This window comes from Streptomyces sp. MMCC 100 (assembly GCF_041538145.2).
GTDB lineage: Bacteria > Actinomycetota > Actinomycetes > Streptomycetales > Streptomycetaceae > Streptomyces.
Genome location: NZ_JBGORK020000001.1, coordinates 908,615 through 929,916, shown reverse-complemented (window position 1 = coordinate 929,916; position 21,302 = coordinate 908,615). Strand labels below are relative to the sequence as shown.

Here is a 21,302-nt window from a genome sequence, read left to right as displayed (position 1 = left end):
CGCTCAGGCGGTGCCCGCCCGGCCGGAGTCCGCCGGGCGGGTGTAGATTCCCTCGCTCCGGCGCAGGTGACCGAGGTCCACCAGGTAGCGCCGGAGCGTCACATGGTCGACCTCGCCGTCCTCGCACCACGCGCGCAGCTTCTCGTCGACGGTGCGTTCCGGGTACTCCACGCCGGGTGCGAAGGTCTGCTCGGCGATGTGCCGCAGCACCACCTTCTTGCGCGTCCAGCGCGCGGGGAGCCGGACCAGCCGGCCGTCCCTGACGAAGGTCCGCACGACGATGCCGGCCGGGCCGTCCTCACCCGCCACGGCGGCGTCCCGGGCCGCCTCCGGTGCCGGCCGGCCGGCGCGGGCCAGCTCCCGGAAACGGTCGTGGGCGACGACGAGTTCACCGTCGCCGCCGGACGCCACCACGCCCTGTTCGCGCAGCCGGCGCAGCGCACCGGCCGTCTCCTTCGCGGAGAGGCCGGCGACCCGGGCCACTCGCGCGGCGTCGCCGGCGCCCAGCGCCACGGCCGCGAAGGCCCGCACCCGGCTCTCCTCGGCGAAGAGGGCGGGCAGCGCGGCCAGTGCGGACGACTGGGACGGCTCGGACTGCTCGGACGGCTCGGACTGCTCGGACGGCCCGGAAGCCCTGACGGACGCGTCGGATCGGTCGTTCGACATGCCGGGAGGCTAGTGGACACACCGGCGCGCACGGGAACGGTTTTCCGCCGTCCGCCGTCTCCGCCGGCCCAAGCGTTCAAAAAGGGTGATCCGCACATTCCCCCCGTGACCGGCTGCGACCGGGTGCGTTGAACCGACAGTGCGGCGGCGCGTCCTGCCGCCGCGCTCCCCGAGTCAGAAGGAGAACGTGATGTCTCGCATCGCGAAGGCCGCCGGTGTCGCCCTCGGCGCCGGTGCCGTGGTGCTCAGCGGCACCGGCCTGGCCATGGCGGACGCGGGCGCGGAGGGCGCGGCCGTCGGCTCGCCCGGTGTCCTGTCCGGCAACGTCGTCCAGGTCCCGGTGCACGTGCCGGTCAACGTCTGCGGCAACACCATCGACGTGATCGGTCTGCTCAACCCGGCCTTCGGCAACGCCTGCGACAACGGCGACGACGACGGCGACAAGAGCGGTGGCTACGGCGGCTGAGTCGCCAGGCACCCGAAGAGCCCCGGCCTTCCCGGCCGGGGCTCTTCCCTGTCCCTCTCTCCGTACCCCTCTCTCCGTACCCCTCTTTCCGTACCCCCTCAGTCACCCGGGACGGATCTGCTCAGGCGTACCGGTAGATCCGGCCGACGTCCTCCAGCTCGTCCGGCGTCACGTCCCACGGCGGCAGCTTCTCGTGCCGGGCGACGACCCGCCCGCGCTGCGCGCTGCCCCGGCCGGGCGGCTCGGCGGGCACGTAGCGGGCGCCGCGGTGGCGGGCCTGCCAGCGGGACCACTGGAGGTCGATGAACGCGTGGTGCAGCCAGAACACCGGGTCGTTGACGGAGGCGCCGCCGACCATGGCCCCGCCGACCCAGCGGTGCACCCGGTTGTGGTTGCGCCAGGAGACGCTGCCGCGGCCGGCCCCCCACCCCTCCAGCTTGTTGCGGAACCCCTTGCGGACCGTGGAGTCGTAGGGCGAGGTGTCGTACTTCGGGTCGTCCAGCGCCCACTCCAGATCGCTCTTCGAGGGCAGGTCGAGGGGGTTGCCGACGCGTCCGAGGTCCCGGGTGAGGTACTCGGTGTCGGTGACGTTCTCCTTGATGGTCCAGTTGCCCTCGGCGTGGGCGAAGGGACCGGTGGTGACCCGGTGGTCGGAACGCCGCCCGGTGCCGCCCAGGAGGTCGGCGGTCCAGGGCGCTGAGGTCGCGGTGCGGTCCTTGGTCCAGTCCCAGTACGGCACGGTGACCGACGAGTCGACCCGGCGCAGCGCCTCCTCCAGGTCCAGCAGGAACCGGCGGTGCCAGGGCAGGAAGGACGGCGCCATGTGCGCCGTACGCAGTCCGTCCTCGCCGTCGGGGACGTAGTACTCGATGTGGGTGCGCACGAACTCGTCGTACTCGCCACGTCGTTTGATCTCCAGCAGCGCGTTGACGAACCGTCGCTTCTCGCTGCGGGTCAGCGTGCTGACGTCCTTACGCGTGTACGCCATGCCGCCCCCCGGAGTGCTGGTCGTGACCGGTGGACGGGGTGTCGCGCAGGTGCTCGCCGGGGCCGAGTTCGTCGACGGCGCCGCGGGCCGCGGCGAGCGGGGTGGGGTACGACCGGTAGTGGTCGACCATGCTCAGCCAGCTGCCGTCGGCCCGGCGCATCAGGTGCAGCGGGCGGCCGTCCACGGTGACGTGCCAGGTGCCGGCGCCCACGGCCCGCCCGGCGGCGGAGCGGATGCCCTGGATGCGCCGGCCCCGGTAGGTCTCGTCGAAGGCGGCGCTGTCGGCGGGCTGGGCGGGCTGGGCGAACTCGGCGGCGTGCGGCTCGGGGTGTGCGGTTCCCGCCGTGTCCCCGGTGCCGGCGGCCTCCGTGGCCCGGGAGGGCCTGGAGGCGGCGATCAGGGGCGCCAGGCCGACGGCGAGCGCCGGGGCGAGCAGCCCCCGCATCAGCTGCCGCCGGGTGCCGAACGCCGGCCCGGGTCGCGCCGGCCCGTCCGCCGTGTACCCCCGCTTCCGCTCCGCGCCGCTCGTTGTCGCGCCGTTCGCTCTGATGTCCGCGTTGACGACCATGGCTCACTCCTCGTCGGGTTGCGTCGGTCCGCACCGCTAACCGCACGGCGGGCCCCGCGGTCACCGCTCGCGGGGCCAGTCGGAGCACGGCCGCTCCGCCGAACGAGGTCGCTCCGGGTCGGTACGCCTACAGCCCCGGCCCCACGCCCAGGTCGGCCACCGGGACCGTCTGGACCACCGGGGCGAGCACGCCGGCCTCGGGAAGCTTGGGCGCCGGCAGGCCCAGGGCCTCGGGGTTCGGCGCGGTGAGCGGGGCGTCCAGGGACAGACCCGGCGCCAGGGTGCGCAGCTCGGCGGCGGGCGCGTCGACACCGGCGTGGTCGAAGTCGTCACCGAGGACGTGCGGCACCGGCTGCCGCAGGTCGACGCCGGGCAGCCCGCCGCGCACCGGCAACTGCGGCAGCGTCCGCTCCGGCAGCAGCCGGCCCTCCACGTACCGCGGGCCCTCCGGCGCGCCCGCCGTCGGCACGGGCAGCTCGCCGGCCACCTCGGGCAGTTCCATGCCGAGGGCCGTCTCCGCGCCGCCCAGCGGCACCGGCACGGGAACCGCACGGGCCGCGGCGGCGGGGGTCGCGGCCACGCCCACGGCGGCGGCCACACCGGTGACGACGGCGGCCAGGGTTCGTCTGGTGGTCGGCTTCATGACAGGCACGGTCCCTTTCGAGAAGGCGGGGGGTACGGCTTCGGGAGGCGGGAGTACGGGAGCGGGGAGCGGGGGTGGTTCAGCCACCCAGCGGGAGGCCGCCCAGCAGGCCGCTCGCGGAGTTCAGCTTCGTCGTCGCGCCCTTCACGGTGTGCAGCACGGAGTCCTTGTTCTCGGTGTCCAGCGCGTCGGACCGCGCGTCCGACTGGTGCTTGATCGGCATGACGTCGATGGGCTCCGCGGTCAGCGCGTTCACGGCACCGTTGAGGCTGGTGGGCGTGAGAGCGGCGGCGTCGGAGGCGTCGTAGGCGAACGCGGGCACGGCGGAGCCGGCGGCGACCAGGGAACCGGCGACGACGGCGGCGGCCTTGAGGGACTTCATCGTGTTCCTTTCCTCGGCGACCCGTGTCACCGGTGGGATTGCTGACGCCCTCCCTAACGACCTGCGCCGGACCCGGAAACTCCGCCGTCCGGAAGACATATGAGATCTCCGGACACGAGGGCTCGGACGGCCGGGCTCACAAACGACGGCCGGGCTCGCAAAACGACGGCCGGGCTCACGACAGGAGGCCGGGCTCACGAACCGACGGTCGCGCTCCCGGAAAGCCGAAAGGGCCGTCGCGCCTCCGGGAAGGGAGGTGCGACGGCCCGGGGCGCCCGGACGCGGCGTCAGGAGGGGTCGGCCGGCAGCGGGTTCGCGGGCGCGGCGGCTTCCGGCGTGGTCGCCTCGGGGGTGGTGGCCTCCGGCGCGGTGGGTACGCCGGGCAGGCCGGCCAGGTCCGCGGCGGGCAGCCCGTTGCCGACCAGCGTGGCGGCGACGACGTTGACGATGCCGGTCACCACGTCCTTGACGGCCGGGCTCACCTGTTCGGCGGTACCGGAGGTGGTGGCCTTGACCAGGGCGTCGATCTGCTTCTGCAGCTCGGCCTGCGCGGTCGCGGACAGGTCGGAGGCCGCCGCGGTGCCGTCGCCGCTCTGCGCCGTGCCGGGCGCCGTGACGGGCGCCGTGACGGGCGCCGTGACGGGCGCCGGCAGCGTGACCGGGGTCTCGGTCCCGGCCTCCGGCGCGGTCACGGCCGGCGGCTGGGCCGGGGTGCTCGTGCCGGGGGTGGTCGCCGCGTCGTCGGCGTCCGTGCCCGCGGCTTCCGCCTTGGCGAGGGCGTCCTTGACGGCGGCGGAGAGCTTGTCCGCGTCCGTGGCGGAGAGCCGGCCGTTGTCGGCCTTGAGGACGGCGGTGAGCAGGTCGGTGACCGGCGTGAGCACTCCGCCCAGGCCGGCCAGGCCGGCGACCTGGCTCTGCAGTTCCTCCGCGTCGGGGAGGGGGGCGTGGGACGCCGCGTGGGTGCGTTCCCGGACCGAGTCGCCGTCGGCCGCCATCACCGCCGGACCGGAGAGGCCGATCAGCAGGCCGGCGCAGAGAGCGGAGGTGGCGATTCGCCGTGCGGGCAGACGCATGGGGGGTTCCTTTCGGTGGTGCGTCGGATGTTGTGCCCACCGTGGAATTGCCCTTGGCGCTCTGCAACCGAGCGGTGACCCGACCGGCCCGCCCGCCCTTCCCCCGCTCGGCGTCTTACCTGCTGAGACGCCCTGTCAAGGTCCGTACGCCGTGTCACCGCCCGGTCCCCCCATTCGGGGCAGCACACCGCCGTCCGCGCGGCAACGCGAACCGGCCGCCCGCTCGCGGAGGAACCGCGGTACGGACGGCCGGTGCGGAGAGTTGCCAGCCGACGTCAGTCGTTCTCGCACTCGTTGCCGAACGCCGGGTTCAGCAGGCCGATGACGTCGATGGTGTTACCGCAGACGTTGACCGGGATGTGGACCGGGACCTGCACCACGTTGCCGGACAGAACGCCCGGGGAGTGGGCGGCGGCGGCCTGCGCGCCGCTGTCGGCGGCGGCGACACCGGCGGTGCCCGCCACCGCGGCGGCGGCGACGGAGGTCAGGGCCAGGCCCTTCGCGATACGCGACATGGAGAAGTGCTCCTTGGGGTTGTCACACACATCCGGGCGGCTGCCCGGCTCAGTGTCAACGCGTGGCGCGGGCCCGGGTTGTGCCGCCAAAGGGGTGATCTCACGAGAGGCCGGGATTCACAAATCCAACACACTTACCCGGTTTCACCGTATTAGTACGGATAGCAGCTAGAGTCCCACACCGTTCGACGCACCCGTATGCCGCGTCGCGGCCGGCGCCCCGCGGCCGGGCGCGTTCCCGCCCGTCCCGAGCATTCTCCGTGAGCGAGGAAACGCGCATGCACCTGCCACCGACCGGCTTGCGGCCACGGGTTCTGCACCTCACCCAACCGGTGGACGGCGGGGTCGCCAGGGTGGTGACGGACCTGACGCGCGCTCAGCTCGCCGCCGGACTGCGCGTCGCCGTCGCCTGCCCCGACGGGGGCCTCGCCGAACGGCTGCGTTCGCTGGGCGCCGACGTGCGGACCTGGCCCGCGACGCGCTCGCCGGGCCCGGCACTGGTACCGGAGGTACGCCGGCTCGTCCGCGTGGTCGAGGACGTGCGGCCCGACCTGGTGCACGCGCACAGCGCGAAGGCCGGTCTGGCCGGGCGGCTCGCCGTACGGGGCCGGATCCCGACCGTGTTCCAGCCGCACGCCTGGTCGTTCGAGGCGGTCGGCGGGACCGCCGCGCTCCTCGCGCTCGGCTGGGAGCGGTGGGCGGCACGGTGGGCGGCGCGGACGGTGTGCGTGAGCGAGGCGGAACGGCTGCGGGGTGTGCGGGCCGGGCTGCGCGGGCCCTGGGCGGTGATCCCGAACGGCATCGACCTCGCCCGCTACGACGCCTACGCCCCCGGCGACGAGGCCGACGAGGCCGACGAGGCCTGTGAAGTCGACGAGGCCTATGGGGTCGACGAAGCCGCCGCACCCGATGCCGCCCCCGGCGACGTGCCCGACCTGGCCGACCAGTCCGACCAGGCCGACCAGTCCGACCCGGCCGGCGTACGGCTGCGGCACGGCATCGGTCCGCACGCCCCGTTGGTGGTCTGCGTGGGGCGGCTGTGCCGGCAGAAGGGGCAGGACCTCCTGCTGAGCGCGTGGGAATCGGTCCTCGCTCGGGTGCCCGGCGCCCGGCTGGTCCTCGTCGGTGACGGCCCGGACCGCGCCCGGCTGGCCGCGCGGGCCCCGGCGTCCGTGCTCTTCACGGGGACCGTCGCCGACGCCACCGCCTGGTACCGGGCCGCCGACCTGGTCGTCCTGCCGTCGCGCTGGGAGGGCATGGCGCTGGCCCCGCTGGAGGCGATGGCCTGCGGCCGGCCCGTGGTGGTGACCGACGTGGACGGTGCCCGCGAGGGCCTGCCGCCCGCTCTCGTACCGCACTGCCTGGTACCGCCCGGGGATCCGGCGGCGCTGGCCGACGCCGCCGCCGCGCTGCTGCTCGACGCGCCGCTGCGCGCGTCGCTCGGCCGCCGGGGGCGTGCGCACGTCCGGTCCGCGCACGACGTACGGCGCACGGCCGCGGCGGTCGCGGCCCTGTACGGCGGCCTCCTCGACGACGTACTACGGCCCACGGCCGCGGCACACACCGGCGTCGCCGCCGACGGCATTGGCGCCATCGACGCCATCGACGCCATCGGCGACAGCGCCGGCCCGCCCGCCGCACCGCGCCCCCTCCCCGGCGACGGGCCCGCAGCCTCGGGCCGGTCGGCCTTCGTGCCCATCGAGTGCAGGGAGTCCACCCACCCGTGACCGCGGAAAGCACCGTCCCCTCCCCCGCCGGCCAGTCGCGCGACCTCGGCTCCTCCCCCGTCTCGGTGCTGCCGCAGCGCGACGGCACCGGGAGCCCCCGGCTGCCCTCCGGGCGTCCCGCACCGCGGCCGGGCTCGCCGCTGCCGCTGCTCGTCGCGGACGGCACGGCGGCCCTGCCGGGCTCGCTGGTCCTCACCGGTACCCCGCACCAACCGCTGCTCGCGGCCCTGCTGGTGGCCGCCTCGCTGCTGCTGCGCCCCCGGCCCGGCCCGGCCCGGCGGACGTCCGGCGCGCTGGACGACCTGCCCGCCCTGTGCGGCCGGACCGCGGTGGTGTGGCTGGTGCTGGCGGCGCTCGTCGCGGCGTACGACCCGCCGCACGCGCTGTCCGCGCGCACCCTGGTCGCCGGCTTCCTGCTGCACGCGGTGACGGGCTGCGCCGGCCGGGCCGCCGTCCACGGCAGACACCGTACGGCGCTGCTGAACCGCCCCCGCGCCGCCCTCGTCGTCGGGCCCGCCGCGACCGCGCAGCGCGTGGCCTCGGCGCTGCTGCGCCACCCGCGCTGCGGGATGCGCCCCGTCGGGATCGTCACCGACGAACCGGGCGGCACCACGGGCCTGCCCGTGCTGTCCACGGGTGAGGAGGTGCGGCGGGCGGTCGTGCAGAACGGCGTACGGGACGTCCTGGCCGTGGACCCCTCCGTACGGCCCCGGCAGGCGGCGTTGCTGCGAGCGCTGGCCGAGTCGGGCTGCGCGGTGTGGGAGCTCGACGCCGAGTCCCCCGCCCCCTCGTACGAGGCCGGAAACCGGATCGCCGCCTTCCCCTGCCGGCGTCTGGAACCGGCGCCCCGGCGGCCGGGCGGCGCGGGCAAGCGGGCGCTGGACGTGACGGTGTCCGGGGTGCTGTTGCTGCTGCTGAGCCCCTTGCTGCTGGCCTGCGCGGCGGTGCTGAGGGTGCTGAGCGGGCCCGGTGTGCTGTTCCGGCAGGAGCGCGTCGGGCAGGGCGGCAGGCCGTTCACGCTGCTGAAGTTCCGCACGCACCGCCCGGCCGACGAGCACGAGTCGGCGACCCGGTGGAGCGTGGCGGACGAACACCGGATGCCGTGGTTCTGCCGCTTCCTGCGGCGCACCTCGCTGGACGAGCTGCTCCAGCTGTGGAACGTCTTCCGGGGCGACATGAGCCTGGTCGGCCCGCGTCCCGAACGCCCGTACTTCGTGGCGCGGTTCAGCCAGACCTACCCGGGTTACGCCGCCCGCCACCGGATGCCGGCCGGGATCACGGGCCTGGCCCAGATCAACGGGCTGCGCGGCGACACCTCCATCGAGGACCGGGCCCGCTTCGACAACGCGTACATCGACGACTGGTCGCTGTGGCGGGACGTGTGCATCCTGCTGCGCACGGCAGCCGCGCTCGTGCGTCCCACGGGGAGCTGACCAGGTGGCCCACGCCCTGCCCTTCCGGCCGGCGGCGCGCGTACGGCGGCTGCCGCCCGTGCTGGCCGTGGTCGCCGTCGTCGCGCTGCTCGCGCTGCCCCTCGCCCCGGACGACGGGGGTGGCGCGCACCCGGCCGACGCGGTCTCCGCGCTGGCGGTGCTGTACTGCGCGCTGCGGCTGGTGCGGGACCGGCGGCGCCCCCTGTCCCGTACGGCGGCCGCGGTCCTCGGCCTGCCCGTGCTGGGCCTGGCCGTGGCCGCGGCCGGTGCCGTCTCTCCGGGGGCCGGGCTCACCGGACTCGGGCGGTACCTCCAGGTCTTCGTCCTGGTTCCCGCCGCCGTACTGCTGCTCGTCCGCGACCGGGCCGACGTACGGCTGCTCACCTGGTCGATGGTGGGGCTGGCCGTGTGGCAGGGGGCGGTCGGCGTGCACCAGTACGTCACCGCGACCGGCGCCTCCTACCAGGGGGAGCCGATCCGGGCCGTGGGCACCTTCGGGCCGCAGGACGTGATGGGAATGGCGACCGTGGTCTCCCTGGGGCTGGTCTGCTCGGTCGGGCTGGCGCTGGGAAGGACGCCGGTACGGCACCGGCTGCTCGCCGCCGGGTGCGCGCTCGCCCTGCTGCTGCCGCTGGCCCTGTCGTTCAGCCGCGGGGCGTGGATCGCGACGGCGGTGACGTGCGCGGTGCAGTTGCTCCTTGCCGGGGTGCGCAGGGCGCTGGCGGTGGGGGCGGCCGTGGTCGCGGCGGCGGTGGTGCTGGTGGGCGGCTTCGGGGTCGGTACGGCGATGCTCCAGGAGCGGGTCGGCAGCATCACGCAGGTCACCGACGCCCCCGACCAGTCGGTGACCGACCGCTACACGATGTGGGCGGCGGCGGCCGGCATGTGGCGGGAGCGGCCGCTGACCGGCGTCGGGCTGAAGGGCTTCCCCGAACACCGTGATGCGCACGCCTCGTTGGCGCTGTCCTCGGGCAGCGAGACCGACGGCGCGGGTGCCGGGTACCGCAGGCAGCCGCTGCTGTCCCCGCACAACATGTATCTGCTGGTGCTGGCCGAGCAGGGGCTGATCGGACTGCTGGCGCTCGCCGGGAGCTGGCTGGCGCTGCTCGTGCTGGGGCTGCGCCGACTGCGTGCCGTACGGCGCGGGCAAGGGGCGGTACCGGACTGCGCGTTCGTCGCCTGCGGGCTGCTGGTGTGGCAGCTGACCGACTTCGCGTACGCCGACATCGGCGGGCCGTCGACCGTGCTGACGGCGGTGTGCTTCGGGCTGGCGGCCTGGTGGGCGCTGGGTTCCGCCGCGCGGGAGGTACCGGGCCGGTGACGACGACCGAGCCGCGCACGGCGGGCGGGACCGGGGGAACGGGCGGGCCCGGCGGAACGGGCGGAGCAGGCGCGACCGGCGGAACGGGCTGGACCAGCGGAACGGGCGGAGCAGGCGCGACCGGCGGAGCAGGCGCGACCGGCGGAACGGGCAGGGCCCGCGGTGCGGGCGCGGACGAGGCCGGCGACGCGGGCGGGAGCGCCGCCCCGCCGGCCTGGGACTCAGCGCCGGACCCCGGCACCCCGGCCTGGGACTCCGCGCCGGACCCCGGCACCCCGGCTTGGGACTCCGCGCCGGACCCCGGCACCCCGGCCTGCGTGCCGCTCGCCGGCACCGCGGCGGCCTCCACGCCGCATACGGGCACGGGCACCCGAACCGAGACACCACGCACGAGCCACCGAACCGAGACACCACACCCGGACCTCCGAACCGAGACACCACACACGAGCCACCGAACCGAGACACCGCACCCGGACCTCCAAGCCGGCCCACCACCCGCCGACCCCCGGACCGCACCACCGCGCCCGGAGACCGCACCCACCGCCGAGGGCCGGTCCTCGGGGCGTTTCCTGGCCCGGGCCGCGCTGCTCACCGCCGCGCTCTCGGTCGCCGGGTCGGTGCTCGGGCTGGCCCGGGACCAGGCGCTGGCCCGGCTGTTCGGGGCCGGCAGCGAGACGGACGCCTTCCTGGTGGCGTGGACGGTGCCCGAGTTCGCGGCGACGCTGCTCATCGAGGACGGCCTGGCCTTCGCGCTGGTCCCGATGTTCAGCCTGGCCCTGGCCGGACGCGCGCGGGGCGTCCCCGGCGACCCGGTGCGCGCGCTGGTCGCCTCGACCCTGCCCCGGCTGGCCCTGGCCTTCACCGCGGCCGGTGCGCTGGTCGCCGTCGCCGCACCGGTGCTGGTACGGGCCCTGGCGCCGGGGCTGCCCGACCAGGCCCTCGCCGTGGACTGCACCCGGCTCACCGCCACCTGCGTCGTCAGCTTCGGGCTCGCCGGGTACTGCAGCGCCGCGCTGCGGGCGCACCGGCGGTTCCTGGCGCCGGCGGCGATCTACGTCGCCTACAACACCGGCATCATCGCGGTGATGTTCGTGTTCGGCGGCCGCTGGGGGGTGCGCTCGGCGGCGGCCGGGGTCGCGGTGGGCGGTGTCCTGATGGTGGCGGCGCAACTGCCGTCCCTGCTGCGGCGACTGCGGCGCCGGGAGGGCGGCGAGCGGCCCCCGGTGCCGGACGGTCCCGCCCGTCCGCTCGCCCTCGCCCTGTTCACGACCGTCCTGCTGTTCGCGCTGTGCCGGCAGTCCCAGGTCCTCATCGAGCGCTTCCTGGCCTCCGGGCTCCCCTCCGGGGCCATCTCGCACCTGAACTACGCGCAGAAGGTGGCCCAGATCCCGATGACGCTGTCGCTGATGCTGTGCACGGTCACCTTCCCGGTGGTGGCCCGCGCACTGGCCGACGGCGACACGGAACGGGCCCGCGACCGGGTCGAGCGGGACGTGGCGCTGGCGGCCTGCCTGGTGCTGCTCGGCGCGGCCACCGTCGTCGCCTGCGCGCCGCAGATCGTCGGACTCCTTTTTCAGCGGGGCGCGTTCACGGCGGCCGACACGGCGGCGACCGCCGGTGTCATGCGCGTGTACGCGCTCGGGCTGCTCGGCCAGACCGTGGTGGGTGCGCTGGCCCGCTCCTACTTCTCGGCGGGCCGCGCCTCCTGGTACCCGTTCGGCTCGATGGCCGTCGGTGTCGTCGCCACCGCCGTCGTCGGCGTCTCGGCGGTCGGCCCGTGGGGCGTGAGTGGCATCGCCGCCGCCAACGCCGCCGGCATCACCGTCACCGCCGCCCTGCTGCTCGCCGGGATGGGCCCGCGCAGCGTGCCGGTGTGCGTCCGGCGGGTCCTGGGCGACCTGGGCCGGCCGGTGCTGGCGGCGGCCGTGGCGACCGGTGCGGGCGCGCTGGCCGCGGACCGGGTCACCGGCGCCGGTGCCGACGTCTCGCGGGCCGCCGTCTCGCTGGCCGTCGGCGCCGCGACCGTCGGCGGTGTCTTCGTCGTCCTCTGCCTGGCCCTGGGCGTCCAGGGCCTCGGCCCCGTCCTGCGGACGGTCCGCCCCGTCCGTCTCCCCCACCCCGTCACACAAAGGCACCCGCATGGCCGTTTCCGCTTCCGGTTCCCCTTCCGCGGCGCCCGTCCCCGCGGCTTCCCCTTCCGCGAGGACCGCTGACACCCGCCCGCGCCCCCGCACCGTCCCCCGCCCCGGCACCGTCCCCTGGGTCGCGATGTACCACTCGGTCGGCGACTGCGCGGACGACCCGTACCGCATCACCGTCACGCCCGACCGGCTGGACGCGCAGCTGGGCTGGCTGCGGCGGCGCGGGCTGCGCGGCGTGCCGGTCGCCGAGCTGCTGGCCGCCCGCGCCCGGGGCGACGGCCGGGACCTGGTGGGACTGACCTTCGACGACGGGTACGCCGACTTCGTCGAGCACGCGCTGCCGTGCCTGCGCCGCTGGGGCTGCGGGGCGACCCTCTTCGTACTGCCGGGGCGGCTCGGCGGCGACAACGCGTGGGACCCGCTGGGTCCGCGCAGGCCGCTGCTGACCGCCGACGGCATCCGGCACGCCGCCGCCGAGGGCGTCGAGATCGGCTCGCACGGTCTCACCCACGTCGACCTCACCACGGCGGACGCCGCCACGCTGACCGCCGAGACCGCCGGGAGCAGAGCCCTGCTGGCGGAGTTGACCGGCGCCCCGGTCACCGGCTTCTGCTACCCGTACGGCACGGTCGACGCCCGCGCCGCCGACGCCGTGCGAGCCGCCGGGTACGGCTACGCCTGCGCCATCGACCCCGGCCCGCTGACCGGCCCGTATGCCCTGCCCCGCGTGCACGTGGGGCAGCGGGACACCCCCGTACGGCTGCTGCTGAAGAGGCGGCTGCACCGCCTGCGCCGCCGAGCCGTGCCGGGAGTGTGAGGTGGCGGACGTGAAGGCCCTGCACATCATCACCGGTCTCGGCGTCGGCGGCGCCGAGCAGCAACTGCGGCTGCTGCTGCGGCACCTCCCCGTCGACTGCGACGTCGTGACGCTCACCAACCCCGGTCCGGTCGCCGAGGGGCTGCTGGCCGACGGCGTGCACGTCGTCCACCTCGGCATGACCGGCAACCGCGACCTGGCCGCGCTGCCCCGCCTGGCCCGCCTCATCCGCACCGGTGGCTACGACCTCGTGCACACCCACCTCTACCGTGCCTGCCTCTACGGCCGTCTCGCGGCCCGCCTGGCCGGAGTGCGCGCGGTCGTCGCCACCGAGCACTCCCTCGGCGACTCCCAGATGGAGGGCCGCCCGCTCACCCCGGGCGTCCGCGCCCTGTACCTGGCCGGGGAGCGCCTCGGCAGCGCCACGGTCGCCGTCTCCCCCACCGTCGCCGACCGGCTGCGCCGCTGGGGCGTGCCCGCGCCCCGCATCGAGGTCGTTCCCAACGGCATCGACCTGGCCCGCTTCCGCTTCGACCCGGTCCAGCGGCTGCGCACCCGGCGCCGCCTCGGCCTGCCCGAGGGCGCGTACGTCGTCGGCGGCGTCGGCCGGCTGACGGCGGCCAAGCGGTTCGACGTCCTGGTCCGCGCCCTGGCGCTGCTTCCGCCCGACTGCTGGCTGCTGCTGGTCGGCGGCGGCCCCCAGGAGCACCTGCTGCGCCGCACCGCCCGTGAGGCCGGCGTCGCCGACCGCGTCCTGCTCACCGGCGAACGCCCCTACCTCCCCGACGGCTCCCCCGGCCCCGACCTGCCCGCCCTCGCCGCCGCGATGGACGTTCTCGCGTCGCCGTCGCCGGAGGAGGCCTTCGGCCTGGCCGCCGTGGAGGGGCTCGCGTCCGGGCTGCCGGTGCTGTACGCCTCCTGTCCGGCGATCGAGGACCTGCCCCCGCAGGCCGCGCCCACGGCACGGCGGGTCGTCGGCGGCGCCGCGGAGTTCGCGCGCGCCCTCGCCGAGGTCCGCGCGTCCCACGGCCCCGTCCCCGGCATGCGCACCGCGCCCGAAGCGGCCCGCCACTACTGCGTCACCCGCAGCGCCGCGCGGCTGATGGACGTGTACGCGACCACCCTCACGCATCCGCTGCCCCCGTCCCCGGCATCCCAGGGAGTCAGTTCCGCATGACCGAGCCCCTCACCCAGTCCCCGGCCGAGCCCGCGACGGACCCCGAGCCCGCCCCGCGCGCACGCCGGGACCGCGCCCGGACCGCCTTGCGCCATCTCCCGGGCCGCCTCCGTTCCCTGCCGCCCTGGTCGGCACTGGCGGCCGGTGTCCTCGCCGGCGGGCTGCTCGGCGCCGGCTACGGCCTGGTCGCCACCCCGCAGTACACGGCGACGAGTTACGTCGTCGCCGTCCCCACCGACAAGTCCGACCCCGCGGCCGCGCTGGGCTTCGCGCAGGCCTACGGCCGGGTCGCCGCGCAGCTCGCGGTGCTCGGGGACGCGCAGATGTGGGCCCACGTGCCGGTGGCGACCCTGGAGCGCAGTGTCCGCACCGCCACCTCGCCGGACGCGCCGATGGTCTCGGTGACGGCCACCTCCGCCGACCCGGAGGAGGCCGCCGACATGGCCAACGCCGTCGCCCGCGCCCTGACCCGGCACGCGGACGCCTCCGCCGACGACACCCACGTGGAACTGCGGCAGTTCGCCCGGGCCACCGAGCCCACCGAGGCGTCCTCGGCGTCCGCCGCCGTGACGGGCCTGGTGGGCGCGAGCGCGGGCGGTCTGCTGGGCGCGCTGGCCCTGCTGGTCCGGCCGCGCCGCACCGGCCGGGAGCCCGGCCGCACGGCGGCGGCCGTGCCCGGACCGGCGTCGGCGTCGGACGCCCGCGGACAGCTGTGACGCACCCGAGGCCGCCGCACGCGGGTGCGCTCCCGCCCGGCCACACGATCGAACTGGTCACCGACGAGCGCGCCTTCGCCGAGCTGGCCGCCGAGTGGGGACGGCTGTACGGCCGGTGCGGAGCCGCGACCCCGTTCCAGAGCCACGCCTGGCTGCGCTCCTGGTGGCGTTCGTACGGCTCGTCCGGCCGGCTGCGGGTGGTGCTGGCCCGCGACGGCCGGGAACTGGTCGCCGCGGCGCCCCTGATGCTCGTACGGCGTCCGGTGCCGGCGCTGGTCCCGCTGGGCGGGGCGATCTCGGACTACGGGGATGTCCTGCTGGACGACGAGCGCGGCCCGGACGTCGTCACCGCGCTCACCCTGGGCCTCGCCGCGGCGGCCCGCACCGCACTGGTCGACCTGCGCGAGGTACGGCCGGGCGCCGCCGCCGAACGGATCTACGCGTGCTGGCGCGGGCCCCGTCGCCGTCTGGACGACTCGCTCTGCCTGGAACTGCCCGCCCTCCCGCTGGACGAGCTGGTCGCCCGGCTGCCCTCGGCCAAGGCCAGGCAGCGGGTCCGCGCCCAGCTGCGCCGCCTGGACGCGCTCGGCGTCAAGAGCCGGCCCGTCCTGCCCGACGAGGCGGAGGCGTCGGTGCGGCGCCTCCTCGAACTGCACCGGTTGCAGTGGCGGGGGCGGAAGGTGACCGGCGAGCACCTGCTCCCCCGGTTCCGCGAGCACCTGGTGCGGGCGGTGGGGCCGATGGTGCGGTCCGGGGACGCGGTGGTCACTGAATTCAGGATGGCCGACGAGGTGGTGGCCGTGGACGTGACGCTGCTGTCGCGCCGGCTGGCCGGCGGCTATCTGTACGGCGCGCATCCCCGGCTGCGGGAGCGGAAGGCGGACGTGGCGGTGATGCTGCTGGACGCGTGCGCCGGGTACGCCCGCGCGCCGGGGCGCGGCACGCTGAGCCTGCTGCGGGGCGACGAGCCGTACAAGCACCGCTGGCGCCCGGATCCGGTGCCGAACCAGCGGCTGCTGCTGGCCCGCCGCCGCACGGCCCCGCTGCTGGCGGCGGCCCTGTGCGACGCGGCCGCGCGGCGGCGGGGCAAGGAGCTGCTGCGGCGGCGCGCGGAGCGGAAGGAGCGCGACGGTGGCGGCATCTGACCGGGCCCGCCGCCACCGTGGCGCCCTCCGTGCGCCGCTACTCGTCGCGCGAGTACCAGTCCAGACGCATGCACAGCTTGCCGCCGAGCCAGTACTCGACCCAGTCGCCCAGTTCCAGCGGCGAGCAGTCGGCCGGGGGCCGGGGCGCGGTGGACGGCACCGGGGGCACCGGTGGCGCGGTGGGTGTGGGGGTGGTGGACGCACCGGGCTCCGGGGCCGTCGGGGCCGGCTCGTCGGTGCGGCCGAAGAGCACGGACCGGTAGACGGCGGTGGACCGGGGATTGTCGTCGCACTGCCAGACGCCGTGCGGGCAGTAGTCGGTGACCGTGTTGTACACGGGCTTGTGCTCGTCCATCCAGGCGAGCATGCGCCGCATGTACGCGGCGTTGTCGCCGTTGCGGAACAGCCCCCATTCCGGGTAGGAGACGGGCTTGCCGTGCGCCTTGGCGAAATCGACGTGCGCCTGGAGCCCGTACGGCTCCTTCACCTGTTCGTCGAACGTCATGCCGCGCGGCTGGTCGTACGAGTCCATGCCGACGATGTCCACGGTGGCGTCGCCCGGATAGCACTGCGTCCAGGGCACGGCGTCCCGGCCGCGGCTCGGCGCGAAGTCGAACCGGAACTTCTGGCCGGGCACCGCGCGCATGGTGGTGACGATCCTGTTCCAGTACGTCTTCCAGGCCTCGGGGTCCGGCCCGCAGCGGTGGGTGTAGGTGGTGCCGTTCATCTCCCAGCCCAGCACCAGGACCGTGTCCGGCACCTTGAGCGCGACGAGGCGTTCGGCGAGGGCGCGGAAGTGGTGGTCGAAGCGTCCGGCGGCGCCCTGGCGCAGCAGTTCGCGCACCTCGTCGTCGTCGACGTGCTCCTCGTTGCGCTCCATCATGGGCACGTTGAGGACGAGCATCCGGTCGGCCTCGCGGGTGCGCCAGTCGGCCCACACGTCGAGGAAGCCGGGGGCGCCCTCGATGTTGCTCCAGCGGTCGCCGGGCAGGTAGGTGTGGCCGACGCGCAGTTCGGCGCCGCCCAGCCAGTGGCTCAGCGCGGCCATCCGGGCCACGCCGCGCGGGCCGTAGTCCAGGTACGCGCCGAAGGCGGGGGCGGGTTTCGGACCGGGTCCGGGTTCGGGCGCGGCCGGTTCGCCGGCGGCGACACCTGGGCCCGCGGCCAGGAAGACCGCCGCCGCGACCGCCGCCACCGCGGCGTGCGCCGGCCGCCGCCCGGACCGTGCCCGTGACTGCCGTACGGCCATGCCGGCCTCCTCAGTTTTTTCGTCCGGCCTTTCGGCCGGTCTCTCGCCTGATCTCTCGTCCGGTCTTTCGTCCGGTCTTTCGTCCGGTCTTTCGTCCGGTCTTTCGTCGCCGTGGATCGATCTCCGTTACTGACACTCAGTCATATGAAATGCCATCACGCCACCGCCGTTACGGCTTTCGAGTGCGGCGATCGCCCGCACCGGTGAACCGAATCGTCGGACGCCCGCATACGAAGGAAGTTCTCCCGTGTCGCTGCTCGACACCCGTGTCCCCGCCGTTGTGCTGCGGACCGACCGGAATCCCTTTCACCACGGAACGCTGGGTGCCGTGCGTTCGCTCGGCCGCGCGGGGGTGGACGTGCACGTGGTCGCCGACTGCGCCGGGAGCCCGGTCCGCGTCTCCCGTTATCTGAGCGGGCTGCACACCCCGCCGCCGCCCGGCGCGTCGCCCGCCGAGATCGCGGTGGCCCTGCGCCGCGTCGCCGCGCGGATCGCACGCCCCGCCGTACTGATCCCGATGGACGACGCGTGTGCCGTGGCGGTGGGCCGGGCGCGGGCGGAACTGGCGCCCGCGTATCTGCTGCCGGACCAGCCGGGTGGGCTCGCTGAGCGCGTGGCCGACAAGGCGGAACTGGCCGGCGTGTGCGCGGCCCTGGACGTCCCGCACCCCGAGACCCTGGTGCCCGACGGCGCGGCGGAGGCGGCGCGCGCGGCATGGCGGCTGGGACTGCCGGTGGTGGCGAAGTGGAGCCGGCCCTGGCTGGTGCCCCCGGGCGGCGGGCTGCGCAGCACGGTACTGGTGCGCTCGGCACGGGAGGCCGAGGAGCTGTACCGGAGGACCGAGGAGGCGGGCAGCCGGCTGCTGCTGCAGGCGTTCCTGCCGCCGGGCCCCGGCCGGGACTGGTTCTTCCACGGGTACGCCGACCGCTCGGGCAGGGTCCGGGCGGGCGGTCCCGGCCGCAAGACGCGGGCCAGGCCGCGCGGCGCCGGTCTGACGGCGGTGGGCCGCTGGACGCCGAACCCGCAGGTGCAGGCGCTCGCCGAGCGGGTCGTCGCCGAGCTGGGCTACCGGGGCGTCCTCGACCTCGACTTCCGCCGCTGCGGCACGACCGGCCGCTATCACCTGCTCGACTTCAATCCGCGCCCCGGCGCCCAGTTCCGGCTCTTCACCGACACCGCGGGGCTGGACGTCGTACGGGCCCTGCACCTGGACCTGACCCACCGGCCGCTGCCGGAGGGGGCGCCGCGGCCGGGGCGGGTGTTCGTGGTGGAGAACTACGCACCGCTGAGCGCGCTGCGTCCGGCCCGCGAGGGGCACGGGGGCCGGGAGCTGGCCTGGTACGCCCGGGACGACCGGGCGCCGGGCAGGGCCCTGTGGGCGCTGTGGGGCCGCCACGTGGGCGCCCGGCTGCGGGACCGCGTGCACCGGAGCGAGGCCCGTCCGGAGGCCGGTGCCCCGGCCCGTGCCCGCGTCGTACGCCAGGCCTCCGCACCGGCCGCGGACCGTACCGGTGTCTCCGACCACCCGGACGAGGACCCCTGGGACCGCCCGGGCCATCGGGACCGCCCGGGCCCCTGGGACCGCCCGGAGCACGCCGGCCGTCCCGGCGCGGACCGGGCGGGCACCCGCTGACGCGCCCGCGGCGCCCGGGGGCGAGGAACACGACGCCCCCGGCGGCCGTGCGGGGCCGTCGGGGGCGTCGGGGCGAGCGGGGCGGGGTCAGCGGCCGGCGGCGGCCCGGCCCCGGCGGTACAGGATCGCTCCGCCCGCGATCAGCACGGCACCGGCGGCCGCGGCACCCAGCGTGCCCTCGCTGCCGGTCTCCGCCAGGACGGGCGGCTGCTCCGTCTGGGCGGCCGGCGGGGTGTGCTCCTCCTCGGTGGGCGGCGGCGGCTCCTCCTCACCGGAGGGCGGCGGCTCCTCGTCGGTGGGCGGCGGGGGCTCCTCCTCGCCGTAGCCGGGGGGCGTGGTCGGGGGCGGCGGCTCCTCCTCGCCGTAGCCGGGAGGCTCCTCCTCGGCGTTCTCGCACTCGTTGCCGAACACCGGGTTCAGCGCGGCGATCACGTCGACGGTGTTGCCGCAGAGGTTGACCGGCACGTCGACCGGGACCTGCGCGTTGTTGCCGGATCCGACGCCGGGCGAGCCCTCGGTCGCGCCGTCCGCGTGGGACCCGGACCCGGCCGAGACCGAGGACGATGACGATGACGAGGTGTCCTCGCCGTACCCGCCGCCGTGGCCGTCGGTCTGCTCGTCCGAGGCGTTCTCGCACTCGTTGCCGAAGGCCGGGTTCAGCGCGGCGATCACGTCGATGGAGTTGCCGCAGGCGTTCACCGGCACGTCGATGGGGGCCTGCAGGGCGTTGCCGGACACGGCGCCCGGCGAGTTCGTGGCGGCCCCGTCCGCATGCGAGTCGGCAAGGGCGGGGCTGCCGCACAGGGAAAGGATGCCCGTCGCGGCGGCAGCCGCGACCATCCCCCTGCTCAGGGTCTGTCGCACTCTGGTTGTCTTCCTGCTTGTAGATGAGAGATGGCTGGAGAACGGTCTGGGGGACGGGCTGCAGAAAGGGGAAAGGCCGGCCCCAACCAAACGAGTTGGCCAAGGCCGGCCGTGACGCAGCCGGTCGGTGCGGAACGACGTCAGTCGTTCTCGCACTCGTTGCCGAACGCCGGGTTCAGCAGACCAACGACGTCGATGCTGTTGCCGCACACGTTGACGGGAACGTGCACGGGAACCTGGACGACGTTGCCGGACAGGACGCCCGGGGAGCCTACGGCGGCACCCTCGGCGCCGGCGTCGGCGAAGGCCGGGGCGGCCATGCCGAGGGCCATGATCGCGCCCGCGACGACAGCAGCGCTCTTCTTCATGAACTTTCCCTTCTCTGCGGTCATGCCTGAATGACGGCCGAAACCGCGCGAGCACAGCATTGACGGCTCGCACCATGACCTGCAGCCTGCAAACGAGGAATTGACGGCCGGAGAAACTACCGAACGTGGGACACCCCGGAATTCACTCGGATGCCTCACGACACGGTCCGGCCGTTCCCCCAAGAGAGCGACGACGTCAGTCCGCTCCCCGGCGAAATCCCGTGCCGTTCACGGCCGGGCGGCCCGCGGAAAGGTCAGCGGGCCGTCCGGACCGGGCGGGATACGGCTCAGTCCTCGCCGTTCGCCGACAGGACCGACAGGTCCTCCAGGACGTGCGAGACGGCACCGTCACGCTTGGCCTGCGTGGAGTTGTCCGCGCACTGCTGGTTCAGGTCGTCCGCCAGGACGTTGATGTCCTGGATCGGCACGAGGTTGACGACGGCGACGTTGACGTCCTCGACACCGAGGCACGGCTTGTTCAGCGTGCCCTCGACCAGCGACAGCTGGGGGCTCATGTCGCCGTCCGTGGCCGAGTTGCCGAACGCCGAGGAGGCGCCGTTGCCGTTGGCCACGGCCGGCCCGTTGTCGTCCCCGATGGCCAGGGCCTGGGGAGCGGCGGCAGCCGACATGCCGATCACAGAAGCGGCAGCCGCCGCGGCGACCATTGCCTTCTTGAGCACTTCGCGTTCCTTTCGTCGTAGCGACGCACTGTCCTACGGCCTCATCAACCCGGTGCGTCATGATTGGTTGCGGGCGTTCACCCGGTTGGCCCGCACGGGATCTCAAGAACGGCCCAAAAATCTCCGGAATCCCCGGGAGAAACGCGAACCCGTACACACTTCCCGCTGTCCGCCGTCGGAGTGAACGGGAGAAACCCGGACGGACTCACGGAGTTGACCAGAGCGCTCCGGTGGACGGGGTTTCCTCAGAAAGGACTGGCCAGTGATCAAGAAGGTAGTTGCCTACGCGGCGATCGCCGCCTCCGTCATGGGCGCCTCCGCTGCCGCTGCCCCGCAGGCGATGGCGCTCGGCGACGACAGCGGGCCCGTCTCCGCCAACGGGAACGGCGCCTCGCAGTACTTCGGCAACTCGATGACCACGGGCAACATGAGCCCTCAGATGGCGCTCATCCAGGGCTCGTTCAACAAGCCGTGCATCGCGGTCAGCGACATCCCGGTCAGTGTCATCGGTCTCGTGCCGATCCAGGACCTCAACGTCCTGGGCGACGACATGAACCAGCAGTGCGCCGAGAACTCCACGCAGGCCAAGCGCGACGGTGCGCTGGCCCACCTCCTGGAGGACGTCTCGATCCTGTCCTCCAACGGCGAGGGCTGACATCGCCCCGGGGGCGGGCCGTCGAGCACATCGGCGGGCCCGCCCCTTTCGCATGCCCGGCCCTTTCGCGTGTGC

Annotated in this window: 22 protein-coding genes; 11 read left to right on the top strand and 11 right to left on the bottom strand. The window is 75.1% G+C overall.

What is annotated here, in order from left to right:
* Positions 1-3 precede the first annotated feature (3 nt).
* Positions 4-666: a DUF2087 domain-containing protein gene (locus ABS735_RS04340; protein ID WP_373900058.1), complete on the bottom strand. Its 663-nt coding sequence runs from the start codon at positions 664-666 to the stop codon at positions 4-6.
* A 190-nt stretch (positions 667-856) separates the two neighbouring features.
* Here ABS735_RS04340 and chpF point away from each other — a divergent pair, with 190 nt between their 5' ends.
* Complete coding sequence (chpF, locus tag ABS735_RS04335) at positions 857-1,132, top strand: chaplin ChpF (RefSeq protein ID WP_373900057.1); 276 nt, start codon at positions 857-859, stop codon at positions 1,130-1,132.
* A gap of 121 nt (positions 1,133-1,253) precedes the next feature.
* On the opposite strand, the gene ABS735_RS04330 is transcribed toward chpF, so the two are convergent.
* The 6 genes from ABS735_RS04330 to chpG all read right to left on the bottom strand — a co-directional run bounded on the left by ABS735_RS04330 (position 1,254) and on the right by chpG (position 5,301).
* The gene (locus ABS735_RS04330) at positions 1,254-2,120 is read right to left on the bottom strand and encodes a tyrosinase family protein (RefSeq protein WP_373900056.1); all 867 of its coding nucleotides are present in this window, start codon (positions 2,118-2,120) and stop codon (positions 1,254-1,256) included.
* Positions 2,104-2,688: a tyrosinase cofactor gene (locus tag ABS735_RS04325; RefSeq protein WP_373900055.1), complete on the bottom strand. Its 585-nt coding sequence runs from the start codon at positions 2,686-2,688 to the stop codon at positions 2,104-2,106. The genes ABS735_RS04330 and ABS735_RS04325 overlap by 17 nt, the downstream gene beginning before the upstream one ends.
* A gap of 127 nt (positions 2,689-2,815) precedes the next feature.
* Positions 2,816-3,331: a hypothetical protein gene (locus tag ABS735_RS04320; RefSeq protein WP_373900054.1), complete on the bottom strand. Its 516-nt coding sequence runs from the start codon at positions 3,329-3,331 to the stop codon at positions 2,816-2,818.
* Positions 3,332-3,410: 79 nt separating this feature from the next.
* The gene (locus tag ABS735_RS04315) at positions 3,411-3,713 is read right to left on the bottom strand and encodes a hypothetical protein (protein ID WP_373900053.1); all 303 of its coding nucleotides are present in this window, start codon (positions 3,711-3,713) and stop codon (positions 3,411-3,413) included.
* A gap of 287 nt (positions 3,714-4,000) precedes the next feature.
* A complete protein-coding gene (locus ABS735_RS04310) occupies positions 4,001-4,786 on the bottom strand; it encodes a hypothetical protein (protein WP_373900052.1) in 786 nt (261 codons plus the stop codon).
* A 275-nt stretch (positions 4,787-5,061) separates the two neighbouring features.
* A complete protein-coding gene (gene chpG / locus ABS735_RS04305) occupies positions 5,062-5,301 on the bottom strand; it encodes a chaplin ChpG (RefSeq protein WP_007449696.1) in 240 nt (79 codons plus the stop codon).
* 278 nt (positions 5,302-5,579) lie between these two features.
* Here chpG and ABS735_RS04300 point away from each other — a divergent pair, with 278 nt between their 5' ends.
* The 8 genes from ABS735_RS04300 (at position 5,580) to ABS735_RS04265 (ending at position 15,778) form a co-directional block, all read left to right on the top strand.
* Positions 5,580-7,028 carry a glycosyltransferase gene (locus ABS735_RS04300; RefSeq protein WP_373900051.1) on the top strand — a complete coding sequence of 483 codons (1,449 nt, stop codon included), beginning with the start codon at positions 5,580-5,582 and terminating at the stop codon, positions 7,026-7,028.
* Positions 7,025-8,461, top strand: a complete 1,437-nt coding sequence (locus ABS735_RS04295; RefSeq protein WP_373900050.1) for a sugar transferase — start codon at positions 7,025-7,027, stop codon at positions 8,459-8,461. The genes ABS735_RS04300 and ABS735_RS04295 overlap by 4 nt, the downstream gene beginning before the upstream one ends.
* Positions 8,462-8,465: 4 nt before the next feature.
* A complete protein-coding gene (locus tag ABS735_RS04290; RefSeq protein WP_373900049.1) occupies positions 8,466-9,782 on the top strand; it encodes an O-antigen ligase family protein in 1,317 nt (438 codons plus the stop codon).
* A 317-nt stretch (positions 9,783-10,099) separates the two neighbouring features.
* Positions 10,100-11,995, top strand: coding sequence for a murein biosynthesis integral membrane protein MurJ (murJ, locus tag ABS735_RS04285; RefSeq protein ID WP_373900224.1), 1,896 nt, complete (start codon positions 10,100-10,102; stop codon positions 11,993-11,995).
* A gap of 55 nt (positions 11,996-12,050) precedes the next feature.
* On the top strand, positions 12,051-12,740 hold the full coding sequence (locus ABS735_RS04280) for a polysaccharide deacetylase family protein (protein WP_373900048.1): 690 nt from the start codon (positions 12,051-12,053) through the stop codon (positions 12,738-12,740).
* Between the two features lie 10 nt (positions 12,741-12,750).
* Positions 12,751-13,917 carry a glycosyltransferase gene (locus ABS735_RS04275; protein WP_373900223.1) on the top strand — a complete coding sequence of 389 codons (1,167 nt, stop codon included), beginning with the start codon at positions 12,751-12,753 and terminating at the stop codon, positions 13,915-13,917.
* Positions 13,914-14,633 carry a YveK family protein gene (locus ABS735_RS04270; protein ID WP_373900047.1) on the top strand — a complete coding sequence of 240 codons (720 nt, stop codon included), beginning with the start codon at positions 13,914-13,916 and terminating at the stop codon, positions 14,631-14,633. Before ABS735_RS04275 ends, ABS735_RS04270 begins: the two co-directional genes overlap by 4 nt.
* Positions 14,630-15,778, top strand: a complete 1,149-nt coding sequence (locus ABS735_RS04265; RefSeq protein ID WP_373900046.1) for a GNAT family N-acetyltransferase — start codon at positions 14,630-14,632, stop codon at positions 15,776-15,778. The genes ABS735_RS04270 and ABS735_RS04265 overlap by 4 nt, the downstream gene beginning before the upstream one ends.
* A gap of 37 nt (positions 15,779-15,815) precedes the next feature.
* Here the strand turns inward: ABS735_RS04265 and ABS735_RS04260 are convergent, their stop codons facing one another.
* Complete coding sequence (locus ABS735_RS04260; protein ID WP_373900045.1) at positions 15,816-17,027, bottom strand: glycoside hydrolase family 26 protein; 1,212 nt, start codon at positions 17,025-17,027, stop codon at positions 15,816-15,818.
* A gap of 247 nt (positions 17,028-17,274) precedes the next feature.
* On the opposite strand from ABS735_RS04260, the gene ABS735_RS04255 reads away from it, so the two are divergent.
* Entirely contained in the window at positions 17,275-18,660 is a 1,386-nt protein-coding gene (locus tag ABS735_RS04255) for a carboxylate--amine ligase (protein ID WP_373900044.1), read from the top strand.
* Positions 18,661-18,747: 87 nt separating this feature from the next.
* Here ABS735_RS04255 and chpA read toward each other — a convergent pair whose 3' ends face one another.
* The 3 genes from chpA to rdlA all read right to left on the bottom strand — a co-directional run bounded on the left by chpA (position 18,748) and on the right by rdlA (position 20,572).
* Positions 18,748-19,524 carry an LAXTG-anchored chaplin ChpA gene (chpA, locus tag ABS735_RS04250; protein WP_373900043.1) on the bottom strand — a complete coding sequence of 259 codons (777 nt, stop codon included), beginning with the start codon at positions 19,522-19,524 and terminating at the stop codon, positions 18,748-18,750.
* A gap of 140 nt (positions 19,525-19,664) precedes the next feature.
* On the bottom strand, positions 19,665-19,892 hold the full coding sequence (gene chpD, locus ABS735_RS04245) for a chaplin ChpD (RefSeq protein ID WP_373900222.1): 228 nt from the start codon (positions 19,890-19,892) through the stop codon (positions 19,665-19,667).
* A gap of 287 nt (positions 19,893-20,179) precedes the next feature.
* Positions 20,180-20,572, bottom strand: a complete 393-nt coding sequence (gene rdlA, locus ABS735_RS04240; protein ID WP_373900042.1) for a rodlin RdlA — start codon at positions 20,570-20,572, stop codon at positions 20,180-20,182.
* Positions 20,573-20,834: 262 nt separating this feature from the next.
* On the opposite strand from rdlA, the gene rdlB reads away from it, so the two are divergent.
* Complete coding sequence (rdlB, locus tag ABS735_RS04235) at positions 20,835-21,227, top strand: rodlin RdlB (protein ID WP_373900041.1); 393 nt, start codon at positions 20,835-20,837, stop codon at positions 21,225-21,227.
* The last annotated feature ends 75 nt before the right edge of the window (positions 21,228-21,302 follow it).